Source organism: Luteimonas sp. Soil_C_5 (genome assembly GCF_057656615.1).
In genome coordinates this window covers 58227-82521 of sequence record NZ_JBDGKA010000001.1, presented here as the reverse complement: position 1 = coordinate 82521, position 24295 = coordinate 58227, and the positions used below count along the sequence as shown (strand labels likewise).

Below are 24295 nucleotides of genomic sequence, written 5' to 3'. Positions count from 1 at the left end.
ACTCGATCCTCGATGTGCCGACGTCACTGCGCGGCGCGCCATCGTCCAGACACCACACGGGAGAACGCCAGCCATGTCCACTGACGCCAAGTGCCCCTTCCACCAGACCGCCGGCGGCGGCACCAGCAACCGCGACTGGTGGCCGAACCAGCTGCGTCTGGATCTGCTCCACCAGCATTCCGCGAAGTCCGACCCGATGGGCGGAGACTTCGATTACGCCGCCGAATTCGCCAAGCTCGACTACGACGGCCTCAAGCGCGATCTCGCCGCGCTGATGACCGATTCGCAGGACTGGTGGCCGGCTGACTTCGGCCATTACGGCGGCCTGTTCGTGCGCATGGCCTGGCACAGCGCCGGCACCTATCGCATCGGTGACGGGCGCGGCGGTGGCGGTCGGGGACAGCAGCGCTTCGCGCCGCTCAACAGCTGGCCGGACAACGTCAGCCTCGACAAGGCGCGTCGCCTGCTGTGGCCGATCAAGCAGAAGTACGGCCGCGCGATTTCGTGGGCGGACCTGATGATCCTCACCGGCAACGTCGCGCTGGAGACCATGGGCTTCAAGACCTTCGGCTTCGCCGGTGGCCGCGACGACACCTGGGAGCCGGACCTCGACGTGTACTGGGGCCGCGAGACCACGTGGCTCGGCGGCGATGTGCGTTATGCGCACGGCTCGCACGGCGTGCCGAAGGATGGCGACGACGGCGTGCTGGTGTCGGATGACGATGCCGACGGCGACGTGCATTCGCGCAAGCTCGAGAACCCGCTCGCCGCGGTGCAGATGGGTCTGATCTACGTGAATCCGGAAGGTCCCGACGGCAATCCCGATCCGCTGCTCGCCGCCGCGGATATCCGCGACACCTTCGGCCGCATGGCGATGGACGACGAGGAAACCGTCGCGCTGATCGCCGGTGGCCACAGCTTCGGCAAGACCCACGGCGCGGCGCCGTCCGAACACGTCGGCGAAGAGCCGGAAGCGCACACGCTCGAAGCCCAAGGCTTCGGGTGGCACAACAGCTTCGGCAGCGGCAAGGGCGCCGACACCATCACCAGCGGCCTCGAAGTCACGTGGACGAAGACGCCGGCGCAATGGAGCAACGATTTCTTCGAACACCTGTTCGGTTTCGAATGGGAGCTGTCGAAGAGTCCGGCCGGCGCACAGCAGTGGGTGGCGAAGAACGCGGAGGCGACGATTCCGCACGCCTACGACGCGTCGAAGAAGCAGCTGCCGACGATGCTGACGACCGATCTCGCGTTGCGCTTCGATCCGGCCTACGAGCAGATCTCGCGCCGCTTCCTCGAAAACCCGGACCAGTTCGCCGACGCGTTCGCGCGTGCGTGGTTCAAGCTCACCCATCGCGACATGGGTCCCCGTGCGCGCTACCTCGGCCCTGAAGTGCCGGACGAAGTACTGATCTGGCAGGACCCGGTGCCGGCGGTCGAACACACGTTGATCGACGATGCCGATGTCGCCTCGCTGAAGCAGGCGATCCTCGCCAGCGGCCTGTCGGTTTCCGAACTGGTGTCGACCGCATGGGCGTCGGCGTCGACGTTCCGCGGTGGCGACAAACGCGGCGGCGCGAACGGCGCGCGCATCCGGCTTGCGCCGCAGAAGGACTGGGCGGTCAACAATCCGCCGCAGCTGGCGAAGGTGCTCGCCGCGCTCGAACAGGTGCAGGCCGACTTCAACGGCAAGGGCGCGGGCGGCAAGCAGGTGTCACTGGCCGATCTGATCGTGCTCGGCGGCGCGGCGGCGGTCGAGAAGGCCGCGCAGGACGCCGGGGTGTCGGTGAGCGTGCCGTTCTCGCCCGGTCGCAGCGATGCCTCGCAGGAACAGACCGATGTCGAATCCTTCGACGCGCTGGAGCCCTGGGCCGACGGTTTCCGCAATTACGCCAAGGGCCATTCAGTGGTGCCGCTGGAGCACCTGCTGATCGACCGTGCGCAGCTGCTGACGCTGACCGCGCCGGAGACGACCGTGCTGGTCGGTGGTCTGCGCGTGCTCGGTGCGAACCACGATGGCAGCCCGCACGGCGTGCTGACCGATCGCCCGGGCGTACTGTCGAACGATTTCTTCCGTCATCTGCTCGACATGGGCACCGAATGGGCGCCGTCGGGCCGCACGACGTTCGAAGGGCGCGCGCGCGGCACCGGCGCGAAGAGGTGGAGCGGCACCCGCGTCGATCTCGTGTTCGGTTCGAACGCGATCCTGCGCGCACTGGCCGAGGTCTACGCCAGCGACGACGCCAAGGAGAAATTTGTGCGGGACTTCGTCGCCGCGTGGGCGAAGGTCATGGACCTGGATCGCTACGACCTGCGCTGATCACTGCGCGATATCGCCCTCGGGCGATGGTGAGACCGGACGCCGATGCTCCACGCATCGGCGTCTTTGTTTCCGACGACATGCCCGCATCCGTGGGAGCGCGCTCGCGCGCGAAGACACGCTGCCGGGATCTCACCGTCGCGCGCGCGCTCCCACGGAAACGTCGGATGGGGAAAGCCCAGCGCAATCCATCGCACGCCTGCGTCGAGACGTGCGTCGACGCGACGCGGCGCGTGAGGCACGCGTTCTGCGTGCCGCTGCGGACGGATCGTGTGATGGATTTCGCTACGCGCGACCCGGCCTACGGAGCGGTCCTCGCGCACGCAGACCCCATCGCGCGTGATCCGTCCGCACATGTCGTCCTACACTCGACGGCCCGATCCGTCACAGATCCGACGACCGATGCATTTCGATCAACGCAGGCGCCGCTTGCTGCAGGCCGGCGCGCTCGCCACACTTGCGAGCACCCTGCCCGGCTTCGCTCGCACGCCGAATCTCGATGCGACGACGACCGCAGAAGACGCGACAGCCGGCCTCGACCTGCGTGGCCGGACCATCGTCGTCACTGGCTGCACGTCCGGTATCGGCCAGGAAACCATGCGTGTGCTCGCGCTGCGCGGCGGGCACGTGATCGGCACCGCGCGGTCGCAGGCGAGCGGCGAAGCCGCCTGCGCCGCCGTCGTTGGTCGCGCAACGCCGGTGGTGCTGGATCTCGCCGATTTCGATTCGGTCGCCGCCGCGAGCGACACGATCCGCGCGCTCGACGTGCCGGTCGATGCGCTGGTCTGCAATGCCGGCGTGGTGCTCGACGATCTGGAGCAGGTCCGCGGCATCGAAAAGACCTTCGTCGTGAACCATCTCGGCCACTACCTGCTGGTACGGCGTCTGCTCGATCGCGTCACCGCCGCGCCGCAGGGACGCGTGGTCGTGCTCGGCAGCGGCGACGAACGCAATGCGCCGCCGGGCGGCATCCAGTTCGATGACCTCTCCGGCGCGGGCTGGGACGCACGCTACGCGCACTCCAAACTGGCGAACGGCCTGTTCTCGCTGGAACTGTCGCGGCGTCTGGCGGGCACACGGACCACGTCCAACTGCGTGTCGCCCGGCCACACGCGCAGCAACATCCTGCGCAACGTCGGCAACCGCTACCGCGACGACGCGCGCAGCGTGCAACAGGGCGCGGCAACGCCGTGCTGGCTGGCGGCGTCGCCTGCGGCGTCCGGCATCAACGGCGCGTTCTATCGGGATTTCGCACCGGCGCCTCAGAGCGACGCGCAGCGCGATACGGCGATCGCCGCGCGGCTGTGGGATGTGTCCGAAACACTCGTCGAGGACTGGTTGACCGGTTGATCGGTCAGTCGGGGACGTCCCGGCTTCAATGCCCCCAAAAAACGGAGGCCGCGCGTCGCCTCCCGGCACTGCTGCGGCAGCGAACCGCGCCTGCGTTCGCGTGATTCCGGTTGGGACGTATCGCGCACCTGACGCTCCACGTCGGCACACCATCCCCGGAGACGGATAGCCCACGTCCACCCAACGTGCCCGCTGACCTGCACATGCACCGAGCCCGCTCACGCTCGCGAACCCCAGCGTCGCAGGCATCCGCACGACAGCGCGCCTGCCCTTCCCTGTGGACCGGCACAGCTCGCCGCAATCGGGCGCGTCAGCCCTGACGGTCGCCAGCACGACGATGCGTCGGATCAGAGCGCGTCGATATCGCCGAGTGCGCGGATCAGTTTCCGCGCGCGCTTGTCGGGCTTGTGCTCGGGCGCCTGATAGCCTGCGCGCGCCGCGCGCAGCTCCGCCAGACGCGTTTCGCGGGCCTGACGCGATGCCTCGGATTCGGCATACAGCGTCCGCGCGACCGCAGCCGGCCCGCGGCTGTCCGACAGTCCCTGCACGGTGACCTCGAAGAATTCCTCGGCGCGCGCGATGCGCAGCGCATTGCCCAGCCGCACCGCACGCGCCGGTTTCGCGCGCTGGCCGTCGACATCCACCTTGCCGGTCTCGATCGCCTGCTTGGCCAGCGCACGGGTCTTGAAGAAGCGTGCGGCCCACAGCCAGAGATCGAGGCGCACGCTGTCGGGAGAGTCGGTCATGGCGTTCTGGGCGGATCGCCCGCCGGCAGCTCGAGCGCCGCGCGGAATCCATCGGAAGAGGTGTCGAGTACGAGACGCCCATCGTAGCTGCTGGCGATACTGTCGACGATCGACAGGCCGAGGCCATGACCGGGCACACGGGTGTCCATGCGCGCTCCACGCTCCAGTGCCGTCGCCAGCAGTTCGGGCGGCATGCCGGGGCCGTCGTCCGCCACGACCAGCCGCAAGCGGCGTCCTTCGCGAACGCCCTGGATGCGCACTGCCGTCCGCGCCCACTTCACCGCGTTGTCGACCAGATTGCCGAGCATTTCCTCGAGGTCCTCGCGCGCGCCTGCGAACACCAGCCCGTCCGGTACGTCGTGGTGCAGGCGCACGTCCGGACCGGAGGTGCGTTCGAACAGGGCGCACAGCGCCGCGACCACCGGGGCGACCGGTGTGCGCTGACGGCCATCGGTTGCGAATCCACCCGCCAGCCGCCGTTCGATTTCAGCGCGCATCCGCGCCACCTGGGCCTGCACCACGGCAGGCAAGCCGGGGCCTGGCTGCTGCGCGTCGGCCGACAGTACGGCCAGCGGCGTCTTCAAGGCATGCGCGAGATCGTCTGCCGCGTGCCGCGCGCGCGCAACGCGACGACCGTGTTCGTCGAGCAGATCGTCGATCTGCTGCGCCAGCGGCGCGGCTTCGGCCGGCCAGCGGTCGCTGCCGAAGCGGATGTCGTCGCCATCGCGCACCCGCGCAAGCGTCCGGCGCATGCGCCGCAAGGGGCGCAACCCCCACTCCACCTGCCAGGCCAGCAGGGCCAGCAACAGCGCGGCTGCCGCCGCGAACGCCAGCATCGCGATGCGGCGGAACTCGCGCGTCTCGGCGATCACATCGCTGCGGTCGCCGGCGACGATCACAGGCACGGGCGCATCGACGCCCGGCAGCCGAAGTTGCTGCACGCGGACCCGCAGCAGCTGTCCGCGCGGGCCGACGGTGTCGTCCCATGTCGCGGGCCCGATCCGCGGCGGCGCATCGACCGCGAGATCGCCGTCCCACAGCGAGCGCGCCTGCATGCTGCCGTCGCCCGTGCCCACGCGCCAGTACCAGCCGGAGAACACACGCGCGTAGCGCTCGTCGGCGGGCACGCGCCGCATCTGCCAGCCGCCGTCGGCGCGCGCTTCCACCAGTGCTGCCAGCGTGGCGAAATCGTCATCGAGACGCCGGTCGAGCGCGCGTTGGCCGGAGCGCTCGAACAGGGCACCCAGCACCACGCCCGCGACCAGGGTCGCGATCGCCACACCCGCGGCGCCGGCCAGCCACAGCCGCCAGCGCAGCGACATCGCGCGCATGCCGCTCATCCCGCGTCCGCGAGCCGGAAGCCCTGCCCGCGCACGGTCTGCAACAGGGCGACACCGAGCTTGCGACGGATCCGGCCGATCAGCACGTCCAGCACGTTCGAATCGGGGTCGTAGCCGTTGTCGTAGACGTGCTCGCCGAGTTCGGCGCGACTGACCACGCGATCCACGTGGTGCATCAGATAGGCGAGGATCCGGTACTCCTGCGCGGTCAGTGCCAGCGGGTCGCCATCGAGTGCGAAGCGGCCGGCGTGCGCATCGAGTTCCAGCGGCCCGCAACGCAGGCGCGGTGACGCGTGACCCGCGCTCCGGCGGATCAGCGCGTGCAGGCGCAGCACCAGTTCCTCGATCTGGAAGGGTTTGGTGAGATAGTCGTCGGCGCCGGCGTTGAACCCGGCCAGCTTGTCGTGCCAGCGGCTGCGCGCGGTGAGCACCAGCACCGGCAAGGTATGCCCGGCCTCACGCCAGCGATGCAACACCGACACGCCATCGAGCCCCGGCAGGCCGAGATCGAGGACGGCGGCGTCGTAGGCTTCGGTCTGGCCGCGGAACTCGGCCTCGATACCGTCGGCCACACGGTCCACGGCCAAGCCGGCGGCGGCCAGCGCGGCGGCCACGCGATCGGCCAGTTCGGCGTCGTCTTCGGCCAGCAGGATCCGCATCAGTCGTCGATCTCGACCTTGAGCAGTCGCCCGTCGCGCGCATCGTAAGTCAGTTCGACGACGCGGCCATCGGCCATCAGGATCTCGATTTCGTATTCGTCGTCATCGTCGTCCAGCTCCACCTCGACGACGCGACCCGGATAGCGACGCTCGGCGTCGGTGATCAACGATTCCAGCCGTACGAACTCGCCGCTGCGCACACCTTCGCGGGCGTAGTCGGCGCCGCGGCGCGTGTCCTGCGCGCCGGCCGGCATCAGCAACACGGGGGGCGCGAGCAGCAGGCCGGCAGCGGCGATGACAGGGAGGAGAAACGGACGCATGACGCCAGTGTCGCCGCCGGCATTAACCGGATCGTGAACGCACCGATCAGAACCCGGTTAGACGTGATCGGGACACTGGCCCTCAACCGGTTGCGAACCGGTCTTCCCACATCCCAAGAGGACATCCCATGAAGCGTCTCGTCATCGCCGGCCTGCTCGCCGCCACCGGCCTCACTTTCGCCATTTCCGGCGCCGTCGCACAGGACGAGGTCCGCGACGGACGCGACGATGCCGTGCACGCGGCGGCCGCAGCCAAGGCGGACCCGCGTGCCCGTGCCAACAGCGCATCGCTCGATGCCATCCTCGCCGATGCGCAGCGCCGCTACCCGGGTCGCGTCATCGATGTGGCCTACGACGATAGCGAATACGACATCGACATCCGCCAGACCGATGGCCGCATCGTCGAGCTGGAATATTCGGCGCGCACCGGCCGTCTGCTCGAGACCGACTACGACTGAGTCGCCAACGCGACGCGACGTCGCGGATGCAGGGCGCCGGATGCGGATCCGGCGCCCTTTTTTTTGGGGCCTCGACAGCTCGCGGCGATGCAGCGCGATCTTGCGCGTGTACGTCGCTGCCGGTCGCTCGCGCACGCGCAGGCGCAGGTGTCCGGCCGCACGCAGCGCGCGCGCCTGTATCTGGAAGGTCACAGCGGCCGTGTCGTGCGGATCAGTGCACTCGCCGGCTCGCCAGCTTCTCCAACTGGTATCGAAGGCATTCGCGCATGCCGCGGTACGGGATACGGCGCACGGATCGGCTGATGCGCAGGCGCATCGGCGGGCATGTACCTGCGCAAGAAGAGAAGTGCCGACACGTGGACATCTTCCGCGCGGCTTGCCTGCTCGGGCACGCGCGTTGCGCGCTCCGGACACCGCGTCCGGCCTTACGCATGCCGACGCACGAGGGATTCGGCGACGTCGTCGAGTCACGCGCAGGCGGCGCATGCAGACAGGCAACCGCACGGCGATTCGCCCCAAACGCAAACGGCCGCCTTGCGGCGGCCGTCGTGCGACGTTGGAGCGGGCCGGACTTACTCGGCGGCCGGCGCCTTGTCGGCCTGCGCCTGCGCAGCCTTCGCGGCGGCGGCAGCGGCTTCGTCGGCGCGGGCCTTCTCGTTCTTGGCCTTCGCACCCGCCGACAGGTCTTCCTTGATGCGCGCCTTCTTGCCTTCCAGGCCACGCAGGTAGTAGAGCTTGCCGGCGCGCACAGCACCGCGGCGCTTGACCTGCAGCGAATCGATGATCGCGCTGTGGGTCTGGAACACGCGCTCGACACCGAAACCGTGCGAGATCTTGCGGACGGTGAACGCGGAGTTCAGACCGGCATTCTTCTTGGCAATGACCACGCCTTCGTAAGCCTGCACGCGCTCACGATTGCCTTCCTTGACCTTGACGTTGACGACAACGGTGTCGCCAGGGCCAAACTCGGGAAGCTCACGCGAGCTCTGGGCGCTTTCGAATTCCTGCAGCAGGGTGTTCAGGGAGGGCTTGTTGGTCATGGTCTTTGCCTGTTGGTGTCGTTATAGGCGTGGTGCACGTGGACGCACGCTCTGGCTCGGCGAGCTCTTTGGCTCGGGTGAAACGGGTTAGCCGTGCATTATAGACGGGGTCGCACGGCGAATGCCAGCACCCCGGCGGGCGGGATCAGCCGCCTGATCCGCCGGTCGCATCCCCGCCCTGCCCGGCCCGCCAGGCCGCCAGCAGGCGGCGATCGGCCTTGCCGAGCGCGGCCTCGTCGATCAGCTCAGGACGTCGCTCCAGCGTGCGGACCAGCGACTGCTGGCGCCGCCACTTGGCGATCTCGGCGTGGTTGCCCGACAGCAGCACGTCCGGCACCCGGCCCATTTCATGTTCGACGGGACGCGTGTAATGCGGGCAATCGAGCAGGCCATCGCCTTCGAAACTGTCCTGGACCGCGGACTCCGCATCGCCGAGCGCGCCGTCCTGCAATCTGGCGACGGCGTCCACAACGACTGCCGCGGCCAGTTCGCCACCCGACAGCACGTAATCGCCGATCGACAGCTCCTCGTCGATCTCGGCCTGCAGCAGTCGCTCGTCGACACCTTCGTAGCGGCCGCACAGCAGCAACAGCCGCGGCAGTGCCGCGAGTTCGCGCACCTTGGCCTGGGTCAGCGGACGCCCCTGCGGACTCATGTAGATCACGCGCACCGGCGCCGGATCGACCGCACGTGCAGCGTCTAGGGCCGCTCGCAACGGCTCGATCAGCATCACCATGCCGGGGCCGCCACCGAAGGGGCGATCGTCGACACGGCGGTAATTGCCTTCGGCGTAATCGCGCGGATTCCAGCCCTGCATCGTCAGCAGCCCGCGCTCACGCGCACGACCGACCACGCCGACGGCTGCGGCCTGGTCGATGAAATCGGGAAACAGACTGACGACGTCGATGCGCAAAGGGCGGTGATCGGTGATTGGTGATTGGTGACTCGGTGGGTTTTCCGGCGTCATGGCCCGCTGTTCCCAATCACGAATGACGAATCACGAATGACAGCTCTTCAAAACTCCGGATCCCAGTCGACCGTCACCGTCGCCGTGTCGAAATCGATCGACACGATGTAGTCCGGCACGACGAAGGGCACCATGCGCTCGCGATCGCCTTGCGCGACCAGCACGTCGTTGGCGCCGGTCGAGAACAGATGCGAGACGACGCCGAAATCGACGCCTTCGACGTTGCGCACGCGCAGGCCTTCGAGGTCGACCCAGTAGTACTCGCCGGGCCTGGGCGGCGGCAGCGCCTCTCGCGGCACGAAGACTTCGAGTCCACGCGTCGCTTCGGCACCGTCACGATCCTCGACGCCGGGCAGCGTCGCGACGACGCCCTTGGGCGTCTCGCGACCCTTCGCGCCTTCGCACTCGCGCTCGATGCCGCGCGCGTCGCGCAGCACCCAGGGCTGATAGCGGAAGATCGCGCTGCGCGGCTCGGTGAAGGATTCGAGTTTCACTTCGCCACGCACGCCGAACGCGCCATGGACCTTGCCCACCTGGATCATGCGGCGGGGAGGTTGGCGCGTCGGGTCATTCATATCGAAAACGGCCGCGCCCGGAGGCGCGGCCCATGGATCAGGCAGCAGCGGCGGCCGCAGCCTTGCCCGCGTCCTTGTACAGGCCGCGGACCTTGTCGGTCATCTGCGCGCCCTTGGACACCCAATGGTCGACGCGCGCGGTGTCGAGGACGACGCGCTGCTCGCCACCGGTCGCGACGGGGTTGTAGTAACCCACGCGCTCGATGTTGCGGCCGTCGCGCGCGCTGCGCGAGTCGGTCACGATGATGTGGTAGAACGGACGCTTCTTGGCGCCACCGCGCGTCAGACGAATCTTGACCATTTGCTTTGCTTCCTGTGTTGCCCAGTCGCCAGAGTGGCGAGGTAAGCCGGCGATTATAACGGGAATTTCCCGGGCGGGTGCAAGCCCTGCCCCCGCTCGCAGCGCTCAGGCCACCGGCACCCGCGGCTGGGTGTCCAGCGCACGGGCCAGCAGCGCCGGCAGACCCGCCCCCTGCCCGAGCAGGCGACCGTCGACCGATCCGATCAACCGTTGCCCCCGCGCGTTGCAGGCGAATGCGGCTGTGCCCGCGTCGAACTCGCTCAGCATCACCGGGCGGGTGACCTGCTCGATGCCCAGCGCATCCAGCCCCGCCTGCAGCAGCCGCTCCTGGGTCCCGCGCAGCGCGTCGGCCCGGGGCCAGACCAACGTTGCGCCGTCCCACAGCCCGACATTCCAGACCGAGCCTTCGATGACCAAGCCGTCCGGGTCGACGAACAACGCGTCGTCATCGCCCATCCGCCGGGCCAGGCGCTGGTGCTGGAACAGCGGAAACGTGCCCACGTGCTTGAGCGCCGCGGTATCGCGCTGGAACACGAAGCTGCGCAGACGCAACGGCGCAGGCTCCGGATCCGCGGGCGGGGCGATCGACACCAGCACGTCCAGCCCCGACGCGCCGCCCGCCGCGCCTGGTACCACGGTGATGCGCACCGTCGCGTCCTGCGCGGCAGTCCCGATCACGGCAGCCGCGACTGCCCGACGCACGCGCTCGGGATCCAGACCGGTGTCGAACAAGGCCCGCGAGGCCTCGTCCAGGCGTTGCAGATGCAGCGCGAAGCCGCGGACCGCGCGTTCGCGCAGCTGGAAGGTCGTGAAGTGTCCATCGTTGCGCAGCGCCGGGCCGGTCAGGTCCTCGACCGTGGCCGGACGGCCGTTGCAGTAGACGACGGTCCCCGTCACAGCAGGGCCCTGGCGTCGGACCACCAGCGCTCGACAAGCGCGCCAGCGGGCTCTGCCCGTGCCTGCCACGCGGATTGCCCAGCCCAGGCCTGCAGCCCGGCCAAGGTGTCGGTGCGGGTCGCTGCCTGACGCATCGGCGCGGTGAGCCCGCGTTGCACCGGATACGGCTGCGGCGCAGGCGCGTCGCCGGCGGCCGCGGCGCGCACGTAGCCGGTCGCGATCGCACGGCCCAGGCGTCCGGAGAACGCGCGCGTCGGCCAGGTGTCTTCGGGTTCGGTGGTCGCCAATGCGGTTGCCCAGGCCGGCGCGATGGCCGCCTCGGGCGTGCGCAGGAATGCAGTGCCGATCTGCACCGCGCTGGCGCCCAGTGTCAGCGCGGCCGCGATTCCGCGCCCGTCGGCGATGCCGCCCGCGGCGATGACCGGAATCGAGACCGCATCGGCCAGCCGCGGCAGCAGTGCGAACAGGCCGGTCGCCTGCTGTTCTGCTTTCCCGGCATCGAATGCGCCGCGGTGTCCGCCGGCTTCGAATCCCTGGGCGACGATCGCGTCCGCGCCGGCGGCTTCAGCCGCCTGGGCTTCTTCGCGTGTGGTCGCACAGGCGAACCACGCGATCCCGGCACTTTTGAGCGCGGCAACGAACGCATCGGAAAACACGCCCATGATCGAGGACGCCACCGCCGGCTTCGCGGCGAGCAGCGCCGCACATTGCGCATCGAAATCGGCCGGGGTCGCATCCCCGGCATCCGGGGGCACCACCGGCCCCCACTGCGCCAGGAACGCGCGCGTCGCGGCCTCGCCCGCCGCATCGCGTGCCGGCGCGGGATCCGGAATCCAGAGATTGATCTGCGCGGGCCCGGCGGACATTGCGCGAAAATCACGCATCCACGTACCGATGTCATCGGGCTGCGACAGCACCGCGCCCATCGCGCCCATGCCCCCGGCCGCGGCCACTGCGGCCGACAGCGGAACCGGACAGGCGCCGGCCATCGGACCGAGCAGCACCGGCACGCGCAGGCCGAAGCGCCCGCAGAACGCGTCGGCCCGCTGGCGCGCCGGACGGCTCATCGGATCAGCGGAACGGCATGCGGCCCATGCCGCCCATCATGCCCTGCAGGCCGCGCATCATGCCCTTCATGCCGCCGCGGGCCATCTTGCCCATCATCTTTTCCATCTGCATGTACTGCTTCATCAGCTTGTTGACGTCGGACGGCGTGGTGCCGGAACCGGCGGCAATACGCGCGCGGCGCGAGCCGTTGAGCAGGTTCGGATTGCGGCGTTCCTTCTTCGTCATCGAACCGATGATCGCGATCATGCGCGGCACTTCCTTGCCCTGGCTGACCTGCTGCTTGAGATGTTCGGGCACCTGGCCCAGGCCCGGCAGCTTGTCCATCAGACTGCCGATGCCGCCCATGTTCTGCATCTGCTCGAGCTGGTCGCGCATGTCGTTGAGGTCGAACTTCTTGCCCTTGGCGACCTTCTCGGCGAGCTTCTGCGCCTTGTCCTTGTCGACCTGGCCTTCGACCTGCTCGACCAGCGACAGCACGTCGCCCATGTCGAGGATGCGGCTGGCGACACGCTCGGGATGGAAGACATCGAGGCCGTCGACCTTCTCGCCGGTGCCGACGAACTTGATCGGCTTGCCGGTGATGTAGCGCACCGACAGCGCCGCGCCGCCGCGGGCGTCACCGTCGGTCTTGGTCAGCACCACGCCGGTCAGCGGCAGCGCTTCGCCGAAGGCCTTGGCGGTATTGGCGGCGTCCTGGCCGGTCATCGAGTCGACGACGAACAGCGTCTCGACCGGATTGACCGCGGCATGCAGCGCCTTGATCTCGTCCATCATCGCTTCGTCGATCGCGAGGCGGCCGGCGGTGTCGACCAGCAGCACGTCGATGAAGGACTTCTTCGCCGCGGCGATCGCTGCGCGCACGATGTCGACCGGCTGCTGCGAGGATTCGGACGGGAAGAACGTCACGTCGACCTGCTCGGCCAGCGTCTTCAGCTGTTCGATCGCGGCCGGACGATAGACGTCGGCCGAGACCACCATGACCTTCTTCTTGCGCTTTTCCTTGAGCAGCTTGGCGAGCTTGCCGACCGTCGTGGTCTTGCCCGCACCCTGCAGGCCCGCCATGAGGATCACCGCCGGCGCCGGCACATTGAGATTGAGCTCGGTGGCCTGCGCGCCCATGACCGCGGTCAGCTCGTCGCGGACGACCTTGATCAGCGCCTGGCCCGGGGTCAGCGACTTGAGCACTTCCTGGCCGACCGCACGCACCTTGATGCGCTCGATCAGCGCCTGCACCACGGGCAGCGCGACGTCGGCTTCCAGCAGCGCGATGCGCACTTCGCGGGTGGCCTCGCGGATGTTCTCTTCCGTCAGGCGACCGCGGCCGCGCAGGCGCTCCATGGTGCCGGACAGGCGCTGGGTCAGGGACTCGAACATGCGGGACTCGATGCGGCGGAATACGGCCGGCGATTATAGCCCGGCGCCCTCCGAGACCCCATTACCGGACGCCAGCCGCTGCCCGCAGCGCGCGCGCCATGAGACACTCGCGCGATGACAATCGTTCTCATCGCAGCCCTGCTCTATCTGCTGGCGGCCGCGGCGCTGGTGCGCGGCGTCGCACGCGAGCCGGCGCCGGGCAACGCGTGGTGGGCCGTGCCTGCGCTCGGCGCGGTCGCCCTGCATGCCGGCGCGCACGTGCTGGTGTGGCGCGAGGTCGGCGCGGAACTGCATTTCTTCGCGGCCCTGTCGCTGGTCGGCCTGGGCATGGCGGTGCTGACCGTGCTGTACGACGTGCGCGGACGCATGGCGGCGCTGGGCGTGATCGTGTTTCCGATCGCGGCATTGACCCTGCTCGGTTACGGCCAGTCCGCGCACCCGGTGTCCGACACTCTGGACTGGCGTCTGCAGCTGCATGCCTGGTTCGCGCTGCTGGCTTACGCGGCGCTCGCGGTCGCGGCGCTGCTCGCGCTGCTGTTGTGGGCGCAGGAGCGCGCCCTGCGCCGGCGCGAATTCCATCGCTGGCTGCGCGCCCTGCCGCCGCTGACCGAACTCGAATCGCTGCTCTTCCGCACGATCTGGGTCGGCTTCGCCCTGCTCACCGCGACCCTCGTCACCGGCGTGCTGTTCGTCGACGATTTCTTCGCCCAGCACCTGATGCACAAGACCGTGCTCAGCGTGCTGTCGTGGCTGGCCTTCGGCGCCCTGCTGTTCGGCCGCTGGCGCCACGGCTGGCGCGGCGCCCGCGCGGTCGGCTGGACGCTGGCCGCGATGGCGCTGCTGGTGCTGGCGTTCTTCGGCAGCAAGTTCGTGCTGGAGCTGGTGCTCAGACGCGGCTGAGCGTCAGCCGCGTCACCAGTCCAGGCGCACGCCGAGCGTGCCCTCCAGCACCCGCCGCCGTTCGCCGCCCAGGTTGCGGGTGACGTCGCCGACCGCGAACACGCTGACGCCCTCGCTGACGCGCGACACCACGCCACCACCGAGCTCCAGCGCAGTGCCCTTGCGTTCGCTGGCCAGCACGTCGCCACCCAGGGTGACCCGATCGGTGCTGCCCACGTCGTGCCAGAGATTGGCCTTGAGATAGGGACGCACCACGCCGACCGCGGTGTCGTAACTGCCGTGCAACCGCGCACCGATGCGCACGGTCACGGCATCCTCCGCGTCGAAGCCGATGCTGGAGAACGTATCGGCAGCATCGTCGAACGACACGCGCTGCCAGATGAGCTGCGCCTGCGGTTCGAGTGTCCAGCGCTCGCCGAGTGCGATCGGCCAGCCGCCTTCGAGCGACGCGGCGAGGCTGTCACCGTCGAGCTGCACGCCCAGATTCCGGCTCGAGCGGGTAGTGCCTTCCAGCCGCGCGGCCATCACGACCGCGTCGAGATAGGCCCCGTCGGGCGCGACGCGCGACCAGCTCAAACCGACGTGATCTCCGTCGAGCCGCAGATCGCCCACGGTGAGATTGTCCCAGCCGAGCGCGAATCCGCGTACGTCGCCGCGCATCCGCGCCTGACCGACGAATACGCCGACGTGATGGCGCGCCCCATCGCCCGGCGCCGACCCATAGATGTCGACACCCGCCTGCACGCCGGTCAGTCCGCCATCGAACGTGGGATCCGCGGTGCCGCGCCAGTGGCGCTCATGGCGTTGCCCCAGTACGCGGACCCAGCCCGCGGAGAGCGCGCCATCCGCGCGCAGGAACCCCTGCTCGCCCTGGCGCTCGTGGAACGTGCCGAGCATCACGAGGCCCATCTCGTGCGCAGCGGGCGGCACGACTGCGTAAGCCGGGGTTTCCAGCCGGAACAGCGGCACGACGTCGTCGATCCGCGGTGTGGCCTCCGGCGTGGGCGGATCCGGCGGCGGGGGCGCAGGGTTGCCGGGGGTGGGCGGCGGAAACGACGGCGGTTGTATCGGCGGCGCCGGATCAGGCTGTCCCGGCGCCGGCGCGATCGGCCGCGGCACGGGCGCAGGTTGCGGCGGCGGGGTCGGATCCGGATCGTCCGGCGTAGGCGGCGGCGGTGCGACCACCGTATTGCGCAGGTACCAGTTGTCCTCGCTGCCATCGGTGATGCCGCCGCGGAACAGCAGGTACTCGTACGCGCCGGCGGCCACCGGCTGGTTGAGTGCAAATGCGCCGGGGTCCGTCGCGCCCCCGTTGACGGCCTCGACCAGCAGGATGCCGTTCGCGCGCGTCTGCGCGCCGGTGCCGCCGGCATTGATGACATCCAGCCCGGTGAAGCCGCTGGCAGTGCCGCCGGAGATGACGAGGCGGTCCGAGGCCGAGTGATCGCCGCCCAGCACGGTGTCCAGCCGCAACGCGCCGCCTGCGCCGATGTAGTCCCCCACAACGGTGAACCGGTCGCCCGCGCCGGATGCGCCGTTGGTGAAATCGATCAGACCCGCGTTGACGACGGTCGCCGCGCTCCCGGCCGCGAAGGGCGCGATGGCCGCATCTGCGCCGGCACCGACCAGCAGCCGGCTGGACGCATCGATGTCGAACCGCCCGGTCGCGGTCCCCGCATCGCCGAGCACGAAGTCGCTGTCGAGCGTCAACGCCGATGCATTGGTCAGCGCCACCTGCTCCCAGCGCGTATAGCGCGCAGCGCCTGCGGACGTCGTGCCGTCGAACACCAGACGATCGGTAGCGTTGCCGGTCGTGACATCCGCGCCTTCGCCGCCGTCGATCCGCCTGCCAGGTGCCGCGGTCGCCGTGAGCAACGCCTCGTCGAGACCGCGCAGGATCGCCTGATCATCGCCCGCGCCTAACGCGATGTCGCCGCCGATGCTGCCGGCGCCAGTCCACTCGAAGCGGTCGCTGCCCTGCCCGGTCGTGATGCCGCCGCCGATCGCACCGCCGCTGATCTGCACGAGATTGTTGCCGTGCAACTGCACACTCGCACTGCCCGGATTGAACAGCAGCACGTCACCGCCGATGCGGCCGCCGGACACGATCACCGTGTCGTTGCCGTTGTTGAACGTCACGCCGCCGCCGATCGTGCCACCCGACAGCACCAGCAGGTCGTTGCCCTGCGCCGCACGCACGTTGCCGTCGATGCTGCCGCCGGACATGCGCATCTCGTTGTTCGCCTGCTCGAGATCCACCTCGCCGACCCGCCCGCCGGTCATCGTGAAGAAGTCGCCGGCGAAGAACAGGCCGACGATGCGGCCGCCGTGGACTTCGGCGTAATCGAGCTCGCTGCCCTGGTTCAACGAACCGATCGTGCCGCCGGTCATCACGAAGCGATCGACACCCGCGCCCTGGCTGACCGCGCCCAGCACCACGCCGTCGCTGATCTCGAACACGTCGTTGCCACCGCCCTGGCTGACGCTGCCGATACTGCCGCCACTGACCGAGATCGAGTCGACGCCGCTCCCGCTCGTCAGCGCGCCTGCGATCTCGCCGCCACTGATCACCGCCACGTTGTTGCCTTCGCCCTGGTCCAGATCGCCGCCGATGCGGCCACCGGAGACCTCTGCACGGTCGTTGCCGTCACCCTGCAAGACCGAGCCCGCGATGGTGCCGTCGGCGAGGACGAACAGATCGTCACCGGCGCCCTGGTTGACGCTGCCGGCCACCGTGCCACCACGCATGTCGAACACGTCGACACCGCTGCCGGTCAGCACGTCGCCACCGATGCGGCCGCCACTGATCCGCACCGTATTGGCACCGTTGCCGAAGTTCACCGTGCCGCCGATGTCGCCGGCGGAGAGTTCCAGCAGGTCGTTGTTCTGCGCGGCGCTGACGTTGCCGTCGATGCTGCCGCCCGACATGCGCATTTCGTTGTTGCCCTGCTCGAGGTTGACCTCGCCGATGCGGCCACCGATCATGGTGAAAAAATCGCCGGCGAAGAACAGGCCGATGATCCGTCCGCCATGCACTTCGGCGTAATCGAGCTGGGCGCCCTGGTTGAGCGAAGCGATGGTGCCGCCGGTCATCACGAAGCGGTCGACGCCATTGCCCTGGTTCACATCACCCGCAACCGCGCCGTCGGCAATCAGGAAGACGTCATTGCCGGCGCCCTGATTCACCGTGCCGGTGATGGTGCCGGACTGCATGTCGATGCGATCGGCGCCGGCGCCGAAGGTCACGCCGCCATCGATGACGCCGCTGCCGCCTGCGGGAAATTCAAGGCTGTTGCTGCCATCGAGATCGACGAGGTCGCCGGTGTACACGTCGCTGCTGCAGACGTGCGTGTCGTTGCCGGCGGTCGGCACCAGAACGCAGGCGGCGTGCGCGGTGGTGCCTGTGATCGAAAGCGCGGCGACAATCGAAACTGCCAGCGCGGAACGTGTGGTAAGGCGAGTGCGTCGTTTCAACACCATCAACAAGACTCCCGGGCAGCATCCGCCGCCGCGTTGACGGGACTGCATCTGCGACGCACGCACCCCCGGAATTCAGCCCCTGCCGCCCGATCTCACTACGACCCTGTGTGAGGCATGCGTGAGCAATGTGCTGCGGTGCCCCCGCGTGGCGCGCGCCACTGCGCGCTATGACGCAAACCTGCCGGGGTGCGCACACGCGTTTTCCGCGGCAACGGGCCGCTCGACAGACCGACCGCAGCATTCCATTGCCAGAACAATACTTGCATTGACAACTATTGCGCGGGCGAGGAATATGCGCCGCCATGGAAGCTCTCCTGCCCCCCAACGAAAGCGCGTCGTCGCTGGCCCTGCTGTTCCGGCAGGTGCGCGACACCATGTGGGCGCGGATGGCCCACGAGCTGGCGCAGGCAGGACATGAGCTGACCTTCAGCCAGTACATCACGCTGAAAAAGATCGCCGCGGGCACAGTCGGCGCGACCGAACTCGCCCGCGCCGCGGAACTCAATCCCGGGGCGATGACCCGGTTGCTCGACAAGCTGGTCGCCCGCGGGCTGGTGACGCGGGTGGTGGATCCACGTGACCGCCGCGCGCTGCATATCGACCTCACCGAACAGGGCCGCGCGATCTGGGGCGACATCGACCAGTGCGGCCGCCGGGTGCGCGAACGCGCGCTGTCCGGCATGTCCGATGACGAACAGCGTCAACTCACCCGCCTGCTTGCGCAGGTTCGCGACAACCTCTCCTTCCCGGGCGAATGACCATGTCCTGCCGTGTTCGAAGCGTCCCCCGTGGGGCGCCGGCCGTGCTGTTGCTGGCGTCCGCGCTGGCACTCGCCGGCTGTGCCAGCAGCCGTGGCCTGCAGCCGCAACTCGCCCCCGCCGATGCGGATGGCCTGTCGAGCGCGCGCAGCCTCGGTGCAGCGCCGACGGGCGACGGCTTCAGCGCCGCCGCGTTTCCGGCCACCGACTGGTGGCGCGCGCTGGGCGACCCGCAACTCGACGCGCTGATCGCCGAGGCCCTGCGCGACAGTCCGTCGCTGGCGGCCGCGGATGCGCGTACGCGTGCAGCGCAGGCGCAGGCGGGTTTATTCGATGCCGAGCGCCGGCCGACGCTGGGTGCCAGCGCGCGCTACACCGGTGTGCAGCTGCCCGAAACCCTGGCACCCGCGCCACTCGGCGGCGAGCTCAATGCCAGCACGGTGCTGATGCTGCAGTTCGCCTGGGCGCCCGACCTCTGGGGCGGCCAGCGCGCCCGGTACGAGGCGGCCGTCGGCCGGGCGCAGGCAACGGCAGTCGATGCCCAGGCCGCGCGGCTGACCGTCTCGGCCAATGTCGCCCACGCCTACATCGCGTTGGCACAGGCCTTCGATGCGCATGCCGTCGCCGGGCGCGAACAGGACCGCGCGTCGCGCCTGATGACGCTGAGCCGCCAGCGCGTGGACGCCGGCCTCGACAACCAGCTGCAGCTGCGCAACGCCGAAACCACGATCGGCATCGCCCGCCAGCAGCAGCAGGCAGCGCAGCAGCGGATCGACGCGTTGCGCAACGCACTCGCAGCGCTGCTCGGCAAGGGCCCCGATCGCGGACTCGACATCGCGCCGCCGCGCCTGCTGGCGAGGCCCTCGCCCGCCGTGCCGGCGGTCCTGCCCAGCGAGCTGCTGGGCCACCGCGCCGACGTCGTCGCCGCGCGCTGGCGGGTCGAAGCGGCGGGTCGCGGCATCGACGCTGCGACCGCCGCGTTCAAGCCCAGCGTCAACCTCAGCGCGCTGGTCGGCCTGGCATCCGGTGGCCTGTCGAACCTGTTCGGCAACGAGGCCCTGCTCGGCCTGGGCGGTCCGGCGTTGAGCCTGCCGATCTTCGATGGCGGCCGCCTGCGCAGTGGCCTGGCGCAGCGTGATGCCGACTACGACCTCGCGGTCGCCGGCTACAACCAGACGCTGGTCGGCGCGCTGCGCGAGGTCACCGACGCCGTGCAGGCCGCACGTGCGCTGGACGCGCAGCTCCTGACCGTCGATGCGGCAGTGTCCGCCGCGGACGGCGCACTGTCGCTGGCCCGCACACGTTACGACGCCGGCCTCGGCACCCAGCTCGATGTGCTGGCCGCGCAACGTCCGCTGTTCCAGCTCGAACAGCAGCGCGCGTCACTGCGGGCACTGCGTCTCGACGCGGCGGTCGATCTGGACCGCGCACTCGGCGGTGGCCTCACGCCGATCGCACCGCCCTCCTCCACGCACGACCTTGCCCGGGCGATCACGCCATGACGTCAGCTTCCCACTCTCCCGCCGAAGCCACGCCCGCCGCCGCGCCGCCAAACGGCAAGCGTCGCCGCGCCCTGCTGCTGCTCGCCGCCGTCGCGGTCATCGCCTTCCTCGGATGGCTGGCGTACTACCTGCTGGTGGCGCGCTGGCACGAGGACACCGACGATGCCTACGTGCAGGGCAATGTCGTCAGCATCGTGCCGCAGACGATGGGTACGGTGGTCTCGATCGATGCCGACGACGGCATGAAGGTCGAAGCCGGCCAGGCCCTGGTGCACCTGGACCCCAACGACGCGCAGGTCGCCTACGACCAGGCCGTCGCGAATCTCGCCGGTACGGTGCGCCAGGTGCGCGGCCTGTACAGCAGCGTCGAATCCGGCCAGGCCGAACTGGCTGCACGCCAGGTCGCGGTGACCCAGGCGCGCGCAGACGTGAAGCGGCGCGAGGGCCTTGTCGCCAGCGGCGCGGTCTCGCAGGAAGAACTGGCACACGCACGCGACATGCTGGCCGCGGCCGAAGCCACGCTGTCGGCCTCGCGCGGGCAACTCTCGCGCAGTCGCGCGCTGGTCGATGCGACCGAGATCGCCAGTCAGCCGCAGGTCGAAGCCGCCGCGTCGCAGCTGCGCCGGGCGTATCTCGACCGCCAGCGCACCGCGATCGTCGCGCCGGTGTCGGGCCACGTCGCCAGGCGCGAGGTGCAGCTCGGTCAGCGCGTGCAGCCGGGCAATACGCTGATGACGATCGTGCCGCTGGAACAGGTCTAGATCGAGGCGAACTTCAAGGAAACCCAGCTGACGAAGATGCGCATCGGCCAGCCGGTCGAAGTGCACGCCGATCTCTACGGCAGCGACGTGCGCTACGACGGCCGCGTCGCGAGTCTCGGCATGGGCACCGGCAGCGCGTTTTCGCTGCTGCCGGCGCAGAACGCCAGCGGCAACTGGATCAAGATCGTGCAGCGCGTGCCGGTGCGGATCGAGCTCGATCCCGCGCAGGTCGCCGCGCACCCGTTGCGGCTCGGCCTGAGCATGCAGGTGGATGTCTCGATCCGTGACCAGGACGGTCCGGTACTGGCCGCCGACAGCGCGCGCAGCGCGACGCCGTTGATGTCGACACAGGCCTACGTGGACGAACTGCAGGCCGCCAACGCGCTGATCGCACGCACCATCGAACAGAACCTGCCCGGCGCCGCGACCGCGGCCCGCTGACGCCTGCGCCACACGCCGAACGCGAGCCCCCACCATGGCCTCCACGACTGCAGACGGCGCGGCGCCGTCGCCCGCCGCGCCGACCGCATTCCGTCCGCCGAACCTCGCGCTGACGACGATCGGCCTCGCGCTGGCGTCGTTCATGCAGGTGCTCGACATCACGATCGCCAACGTGTCGCTGCCGACGATCGCCGGCAACCTCGGCGCGAGTTCCAACCAGGCGACGTGGGTGATCACTTCGTTCGCGGTCAGCAACGCGATCGCGCTGCCGCTGACCGGCTACATGGTCCGGCGCTTCGGCGAACGCAAGCTGTTCGTGTGGGCGACGTTCGCGTTCGTGCTCGCGTCGCTGCTGTGCGGTCTCGCATCGAGCATGGGATTTCTGGTGGCCGCGCGCGCGATCCAGGGCTTCGTCGCCGGCCCGATGTATCCCGTCACCCAGGCGCTGCTGATCTCGATCTATCCAACGGCCAAACGCGGCCAGGCGATCGCATTGCTGGCGATGGTGACCGTGGTCGCGCCGATCTGCGGGCCGATCCTCGGCGGCTGGATCACCGACAACTACAGCTGGGAATGGATCTTCTTCATCAACGTGCCGATCGGCATCTTCGCCAGCGTCGTTGTCGCCAACCAGCTGCGCGGCCGGCCGGAAAAGCTCGAAACGCCGAAGATGGACTATGTCGGCCTGGTCACGCTGGTACTCGGCGTCGGCGCTCTGCAGACCCTGCTCGACCTCGGCAACGACGAGGACTGGTTCGCTTCGACGAAGATCGTCGTGCTCGCCGTCGTCGCGGTCCTGGGCCTGGCGGTGTTCCTGATCTGGGAACTCACCGAGCAGGATCCGATCGTCAATCTGCGCCTGTTCCGGCACCGCAATTTCGCGTTCGGCACGATCGCGATGGTGCTCGGCTACGCGGCGTTCTTCGCGGTCGGCCTGCTGGTGCCGCTGTGGCTGCAGCGCAATCTCGGCTACACGCCGATCTGGGCCGGTTTCGCGACGGCGCCGATCGGCATCCTGCCGGTGCTGCTGACGCCACTGGTCGGCAAGTACGCGACGCGTTTCGACCTGCGCATTCTCGCCAGTTTCGCCTTCATGGTGATGGCGTTCACCAGCTTCCTGCGCTCGGGCTTCAACCTCGACGTCGACTTCCAGCACATCGCCACCGTGCAGCTGTGGCAGGGACTCGGCGTCGCGCTGTTCTTCATGCCGGTGCTGACCATCCTGCTGTCGGACCTGGAGCCGCACGAGATCGCCGCAGGCTCGGGCCTGGCGACGTTCTGCCGCACGCTCGGCGGAAGCTTCGCCGCGTCACTGACGACCTGGGGCTGGAACCAGCGCAGCACCGTGCGCCACGCACAACTGACCGAACACCTCGCAGCGCACGACCCGGTGATCCAGCAGACCGTCGCCACGCTGGGCCAGGGCGATGTGCAACGCGGCGCGATGCTGCTCAACCAGATGATCTCCCAGCAGGCCGCGCAGCTGGGCTTCAACGAGATCTTCCACCTGCTCGGCATCCTGTTCCTGGTGGTCATCGCCTTCGTGTGGATGGCGAAGCCGCCGTTCGTGGCGAAGCTGGGCGGCGCGGCGTCGGGTGGGCACTGAGCGCCACGCGCGAACGTGGGAGCGCGCTCGCGCGCGACGGCGCTACCGGGAAAGCCGTATCGCGCGCAAGCGCGCGCCTACGGAATGGTCAGCCCGCTGCGAGCGGCGTCGCACCTGAGAGCAGACCCAGCACGGTGCCGCCGAGCACTTCAGGCACCGTGTGCCGCGCCATCTTCAGACGCGACCATCCGAGCAGCGGCAACGTCGCCAGTGCGACGATCGCCGCGGCCGGCCACAACGACCATGCGGCCACGCCGGCGAAGGACAGACTCGCCATGTGCAGCGACAGCTTGATCCAGCGATTGGCGATGCCGGCCACGCACAGCATCGCCACGGCGGCGAGTACGCCGTTGGATGTCGCCGACGCGCGGCCGCCCATCCACAGCCAGTAGCCACCGGCGACGAGCAGCGCGAGAACGTACAGCAGCGGTCGCTCCTGCCGACGTGAGGCATCGACGGTCTGCCAGTGGCCGCCGCGGCGGCGCTGCCAGATGAAGACCGACACGATCGCGATGGCGATACAGATGCCGACAGCGGTTCGGATCAGCGATGCCGGATCGACCTGCCATGCCGCCAGCAAGGCGAGCACCGTAAGCACGACGAAGGGGTGCAGCAGGATTGACGCTGTGCGTGCGACGGATCGCCCGTCGATCATGCGGTCTGTCGTCCAAGGCGCGGCCCCGGATTTCGCGCCTGCGAACATACATGTCTCGCGCGGGCCGCGACGCTCACGATGCGCGCATCCAGCCGGTGATCGACAGGCGCGCATTGTCGGTGAACGGCGACACCGCCGTGACCAGATGCGGACGCGGCACCCGGAACAGCGTCAGCGTATTGAACGCCGGAACGACGACGTGCTCGACCCGGTCCCGCGCGTCGAGGAACTGCAGTTGGCCACCGTCGTCGGGGCGCCAGTCTTCCGACAGACCCAGCACGTAGGCGGCCCGCCGCTGCTTGCCCGGCTGCGCATCGTCGTGACGAGTAAGGAAATGGCCGGCCCGGTACCGCGTCGCCTGACCGTCGCCGAACACGATGTCCTCGAACCCGGTGATCGTGCGCACCAGATCGATGAGCGGCCCCTCACGCAGCAGCTCCCGGAACAGGTCGAGTGCCGACGGCAGGCGTTCCGGCTCGTAGTCGATGTCGTGGACCGGGAAGCGTTCGTAGAGGTACTGCATGCCGTGGCGTGTTTCCTCGGCGATCAATGCCTGCAAAGGCTTGATCCGCTCCTGTGTCATCGCGGAGATCGCGGCCGCGTCGAAATTGCGATGGGCGCCGTTGATCCGGGTCACCAAGGCCCAGCGCGGCCATGCGTCGATGCTGGCGCGCAAGGCACGGGCGAAGTCCCCGTCGAGCGCGTCCGCGACCACGACCCGGCCCTCCCTGGCGAATGTGCCGCACAGCGAGTCCATATCCTGCCGATGACCGAGCA

21 protein-coding genes and 1 pseudogene are annotated in these 24295 nt (G+C 69.2%); 8 read left to right on the top strand and 14 right to left on the bottom strand.

Annotated elements, in window-relative coordinates:
* Nucleotides 1-73 precede the first annotated feature (73 nt).
* The gene (gene katG, locus AC3A5K_RS00370; RefSeq protein WP_487615540.1) at nt 74-2320 is read left to right on the top strand and encodes a catalase/peroxidase HPI; all 2247 of its coding nucleotides are present in this window, start codon (nt 74-76) and stop codon (nt 2318-2320) included.
* 402 nt (nt 2321-2722) lie between these two features.
* Nucleotides 2723-3670, top strand: coding sequence for an SDR family NAD(P)-dependent oxidoreductase (locus AC3A5K_RS00365; RefSeq protein ID WP_487615539.1), 948 nt, complete (start codon nt 2723-2725; stop codon nt 3668-3670).
* A gap of 347 nt (nt 3671-4017) precedes the next feature.
* Here AC3A5K_RS00365 and AC3A5K_RS00360 read toward each other — a convergent pair whose 3' ends face one another.
* The 4 genes from AC3A5K_RS00360 to AC3A5K_RS00345 are packed head-to-tail and all read right to left on the bottom strand — an operon-like array spanning nt 4018 to nt 6735.
* The gene (locus AC3A5K_RS00360; protein ID WP_487615538.1) at nt 4018-4416 is read right to left on the bottom strand and encodes an RNA-binding S4 domain-containing protein; all 399 of its coding nucleotides are present in this window, start codon (nt 4414-4416) and stop codon (nt 4018-4020) included.
* Nucleotides 4413-5756 carry an ATP-binding protein gene (locus AC3A5K_RS00355; protein ID WP_487615537.1) on the bottom strand — a complete coding sequence of 448 codons (1344 nt, stop codon included), beginning with the start codon at nt 5754-5756 and terminating at the stop codon, nt 4413-4415. Before AC3A5K_RS00355 ends, AC3A5K_RS00360 begins: the two co-directional genes overlap by 4 nt.
* Nucleotides 5753-6415 (bottom strand): response regulator transcription factor, encoded by a 663-nt coding sequence (locus AC3A5K_RS00350; protein ID WP_487615536.1) that lies wholly within the window; start codon nt 6413-6415, stop codon nt 5753-5755. Before AC3A5K_RS00350 ends, AC3A5K_RS00355 begins: the two co-directional genes overlap by 4 nt.
* On the bottom strand, nt 6415-6735 hold the full coding sequence (locus AC3A5K_RS00345; protein ID WP_487615535.1) for a PepSY domain-containing protein: 321 nt from the start codon (nt 6733-6735) through the stop codon (nt 6415-6417). Before AC3A5K_RS00345 ends, AC3A5K_RS00350 begins: the two co-directional genes overlap by 1 nt.
* 128 nt (nt 6736-6863) lie before the next feature.
* Between AC3A5K_RS00345 and AC3A5K_RS00340 the strand changes: the two genes are divergently transcribed.
* Nucleotides 6864-7193, top strand: a complete 330-nt coding sequence (locus AC3A5K_RS00340) for a PepSY domain-containing protein (RefSeq protein ID WP_487615534.1) — start codon at nt 6864-6866, stop codon at nt 7191-7193.
* Nucleotides 7194-7765: 572 nt separating this feature from the next.
* On the opposite strand, the gene rplS is transcribed toward AC3A5K_RS00340, so the two are convergent.
* The 7 genes from rplS to ffh all read right to left on the bottom strand — a co-directional run bounded on the left by rplS (nt 7766) and on the right by ffh (nt 13415).
* A complete protein-coding gene (gene rplS / locus AC3A5K_RS00335) occupies nt 7766-8233 on the bottom strand; it encodes a 50S ribosomal protein L19 (RefSeq protein WP_487615533.1) in 468 nt (155 codons plus the stop codon).
* Between the two features lie 145 nt (nt 8234-8378).
* Nucleotides 8379-9146, bottom strand: a complete 768-nt coding sequence (gene trmD, locus AC3A5K_RS00330) for a tRNA (guanosine(37)-N1)-methyltransferase TrmD (protein WP_487615532.1) — start codon at nt 9144-9146, stop codon at nt 8379-8381.
* A 101-nt stretch (nt 9147-9247) separates the two neighbouring features.
* Nucleotides 9248-9775, bottom strand: coding sequence for a ribosome maturation factor RimM (gene rimM / locus AC3A5K_RS00325; RefSeq protein WP_487615531.1), 528 nt, complete (start codon nt 9773-9775; stop codon nt 9248-9250).
* Nucleotides 9776-9812: 37 nt separating this feature from the next.
* The gene (gene rpsP, locus AC3A5K_RS00320; protein WP_487615530.1) at nt 9813-10076 is read right to left on the bottom strand and encodes a 30S ribosomal protein S16; all 264 of its coding nucleotides are present in this window, start codon (nt 10074-10076) and stop codon (nt 9813-9815) included.
* A 105-nt stretch (nt 10077-10181) separates the two neighbouring features.
* Nucleotides 10182-10973 (bottom strand): aminotransferase class IV, encoded by a 792-nt coding sequence (locus AC3A5K_RS00315; RefSeq protein ID WP_487615529.1) that lies wholly within the window; start codon nt 10971-10973, stop codon nt 10182-10184.
* Nucleotides 10970-12040, bottom strand: coding sequence for an NAD(P)H-dependent flavin oxidoreductase (locus AC3A5K_RS00310; RefSeq protein WP_487615528.1), 1071 nt, complete (start codon nt 12038-12040; stop codon nt 10970-10972). The genes AC3A5K_RS00315 and AC3A5K_RS00310 overlap by 4 nt, the downstream gene beginning before the upstream one ends.
* Nucleotides 12041-12044: 4 nt before the next feature.
* A complete protein-coding gene (gene ffh / locus AC3A5K_RS00305; protein WP_487615527.1) occupies nt 12045-13415 on the bottom strand; it encodes a signal recognition particle protein in 1371 nt (456 codons plus the stop codon).
* A 114-nt stretch (nt 13416-13529) separates the two neighbouring features.
* On the opposite strand from ffh, the gene AC3A5K_RS00300 reads away from it, so the two are divergent.
* Nucleotides 13530-14315 (top strand): cytochrome C assembly family protein, encoded by a 786-nt coding sequence (locus AC3A5K_RS00300; RefSeq protein ID WP_487615526.1) that lies wholly within the window; start codon nt 13530-13532, stop codon nt 14313-14315.
* Between the two features lie 12 nt (nt 14316-14327).
* On the opposite strand, the gene AC3A5K_RS00295 is transcribed toward AC3A5K_RS00300, so the two are convergent.
* Entirely contained in the window at nt 14328-17687 is a 3360-nt protein-coding gene (locus tag AC3A5K_RS00295) for an autotransporter family protein (RefSeq protein WP_487615525.1), read from the bottom strand.
* 410 nt (nt 17688-18097) lie between these two features.
* On the opposite strand from AC3A5K_RS00295, the gene AC3A5K_RS00290 reads away from it, so the two are divergent.
* From AC3A5K_RS00290 to AC3A5K_RS00275, 4 genes and pseudogenes are all read left to right on the top strand, one after another.
* Nucleotides 18098-18553, top strand: coding sequence for a MarR family winged helix-turn-helix transcriptional regulator (locus tag AC3A5K_RS00290; protein WP_487615524.1), 456 nt, complete (start codon nt 18098-18100; stop codon nt 18551-18553).
* On the top strand, nt 18550-20055 hold the full coding sequence (locus AC3A5K_RS00285; protein ID WP_487615523.1) for an efflux transporter outer membrane subunit: 1506 nt from the start codon (nt 18550-18552) through the stop codon (nt 20053-20055). Before AC3A5K_RS00290 ends, AC3A5K_RS00285 begins: the two co-directional genes overlap by 4 nt.
* Nucleotides 20052-21257: pseudogene (locus tag AC3A5K_RS00280) on the top strand (EmrA/EmrK family multidrug efflux transporter periplasmic adaptor subunit). The gene AC3A5K_RS00285 and the pseudogene AC3A5K_RS00280 overlap by 4 nt, the downstream one beginning before the upstream one ends.
* Before the next feature lie 34 nt (nt 21258-21291).
* A complete protein-coding gene (locus tag AC3A5K_RS00275; protein ID WP_487615522.1) occupies nt 21292-22863 on the top strand; it encodes a DHA2 family efflux MFS transporter permease subunit in 1572 nt (523 codons plus the stop codon).
* Nucleotides 22864-22951: 88 nt separating this feature from the next.
* Here the strand turns inward: AC3A5K_RS00275 and AC3A5K_RS00270 are convergent, their stop codons facing one another.
* Together AC3A5K_RS00270 and AC3A5K_RS00265 are read right to left on the bottom strand one after the other, a co-directional pair.
* On the bottom strand, nt 22952-23461 hold the full coding sequence (locus AC3A5K_RS00270; protein ID WP_487615521.1) for a hypothetical protein: 510 nt from the start codon (nt 23459-23461) through the stop codon (nt 22952-22954).
* Nucleotides 23462-23591: 130 nt separating this feature from the next.
* Nucleotides 23592-24233: a 2OG-Fe(II) oxygenase gene (locus AC3A5K_RS00265; RefSeq protein ID WP_487615520.1), complete on the bottom strand. Its 642-nt coding sequence runs from the start codon at nt 24231-24233 to the stop codon at nt 23592-23594.
* Nucleotides 24234-24295 lie beyond the last annotated feature (62 nt).

What these genes read in the sequence shown, in the direction of transcription:
- AC3A5K_RS00285 (WP_487615523.1), top strand. Translation starts at nt 18,550, where the DNA reads ATGACCATGTCCTGCCGTGTTCGAAGCGTCCCCCGTGGGGCGCCGGCC.
- AC3A5K_RS00290 (WP_487615524.1), top strand. Translation starts at nt 18,098, where the DNA reads ATGGAAGCTCTCCTGCCCCCCAACGAAAGCGCGTCGTCGCTGGCCCTG.
- AC3A5K_RS00350 (WP_487615536.1), bottom strand. Translation starts at nt 6,415, where the DNA reads ATGCGGATCCTGCTGGCCGAAGACGACGCCGAACTGGCCGATCGCGTG.
- rplS (WP_487615533.1), bottom strand. Translation starts at nt 8,233, where the DNA reads ATGACCAACAAGCCCTCCCTGAACACCCTGCTGCAGGAATTCGAAAGC.
- AC3A5K_RS00365 (WP_487615539.1), top strand. Translation starts at nt 2,723, where the DNA reads ATGCATTTCGATCAACGCAGGCGCCGCTTGCTGCAGGCCGGCGCGCTC.
- rpsP (WP_487615530.1), bottom strand. Translation starts at nt 10,076, where the DNA reads ATGGTCAAGATTCGTCTGACGCGCGGTGGCGCCAAGAAGCGTCCGTTC.
- katG (WP_487615540.1), top strand. Translation starts at nt 74, where the DNA reads ATGTCCACTGACGCCAAGTGCCCCTTCCACCAGACCGCCGGCGGCGGC.
- rimM (WP_487615531.1), bottom strand. Translation starts at nt 9,775, where the DNA reads ATGAATGACCCGACGCGCCAACCTCCCCGCCGCATGATCCAGGTGGGC.
- AC3A5K_RS00340 (WP_487615534.1), top strand. Translation starts at nt 6,864, where the DNA reads ATGAAGCGTCTCGTCATCGCCGGCCTGCTCGCCGCCACCGGCCTCACT.
- ffh (WP_487615527.1), bottom strand. Translation starts at nt 13,415, where the DNA reads ATGTTCGAGTCCCTGACCCAGCGCCTGTCCGGCACCATGGAGCGCCTG.
- AC3A5K_RS00360 (WP_487615538.1), bottom strand. Translation starts at nt 4,416, where the DNA reads ATGACCGACTCTCCCGACAGCGTGCGCCTCGATCTCTGGCTGTGGGCC.
- AC3A5K_RS00275 (WP_487615522.1), top strand. Translation starts at nt 21,292, where the DNA reads ATGGCCTCCACGACTGCAGACGGCGCGGCGCCGTCGCCCGCCGCGCCG.
- AC3A5K_RS00345 (WP_487615535.1), bottom strand. Translation starts at nt 6,735, where the DNA reads ATGCGTCCGTTTCTCCTCCCTGTCATCGCCGCTGCCGGCCTGCTGCTC.
- AC3A5K_RS00300 (WP_487615526.1), top strand. Translation starts at nt 13,530, where the DNA reads ATGACAATCGTTCTCATCGCAGCCCTGCTCTATCTGCTGGCGGCCGCG.
- AC3A5K_RS00355 (WP_487615537.1), bottom strand. Translation starts at nt 5,756, where the DNA reads ATGAGCGGCATGCGCGCGATGTCGCTGCGCTGGCGGCTGTGGCTGGCC.
- AC3A5K_RS00310 (WP_487615528.1), bottom strand. Translation starts at nt 12,040, where the DNA reads ATGAGCCGTCCGGCGCGCCAGCGGGCCGACGCGTTCTGCGGGCGCTTC.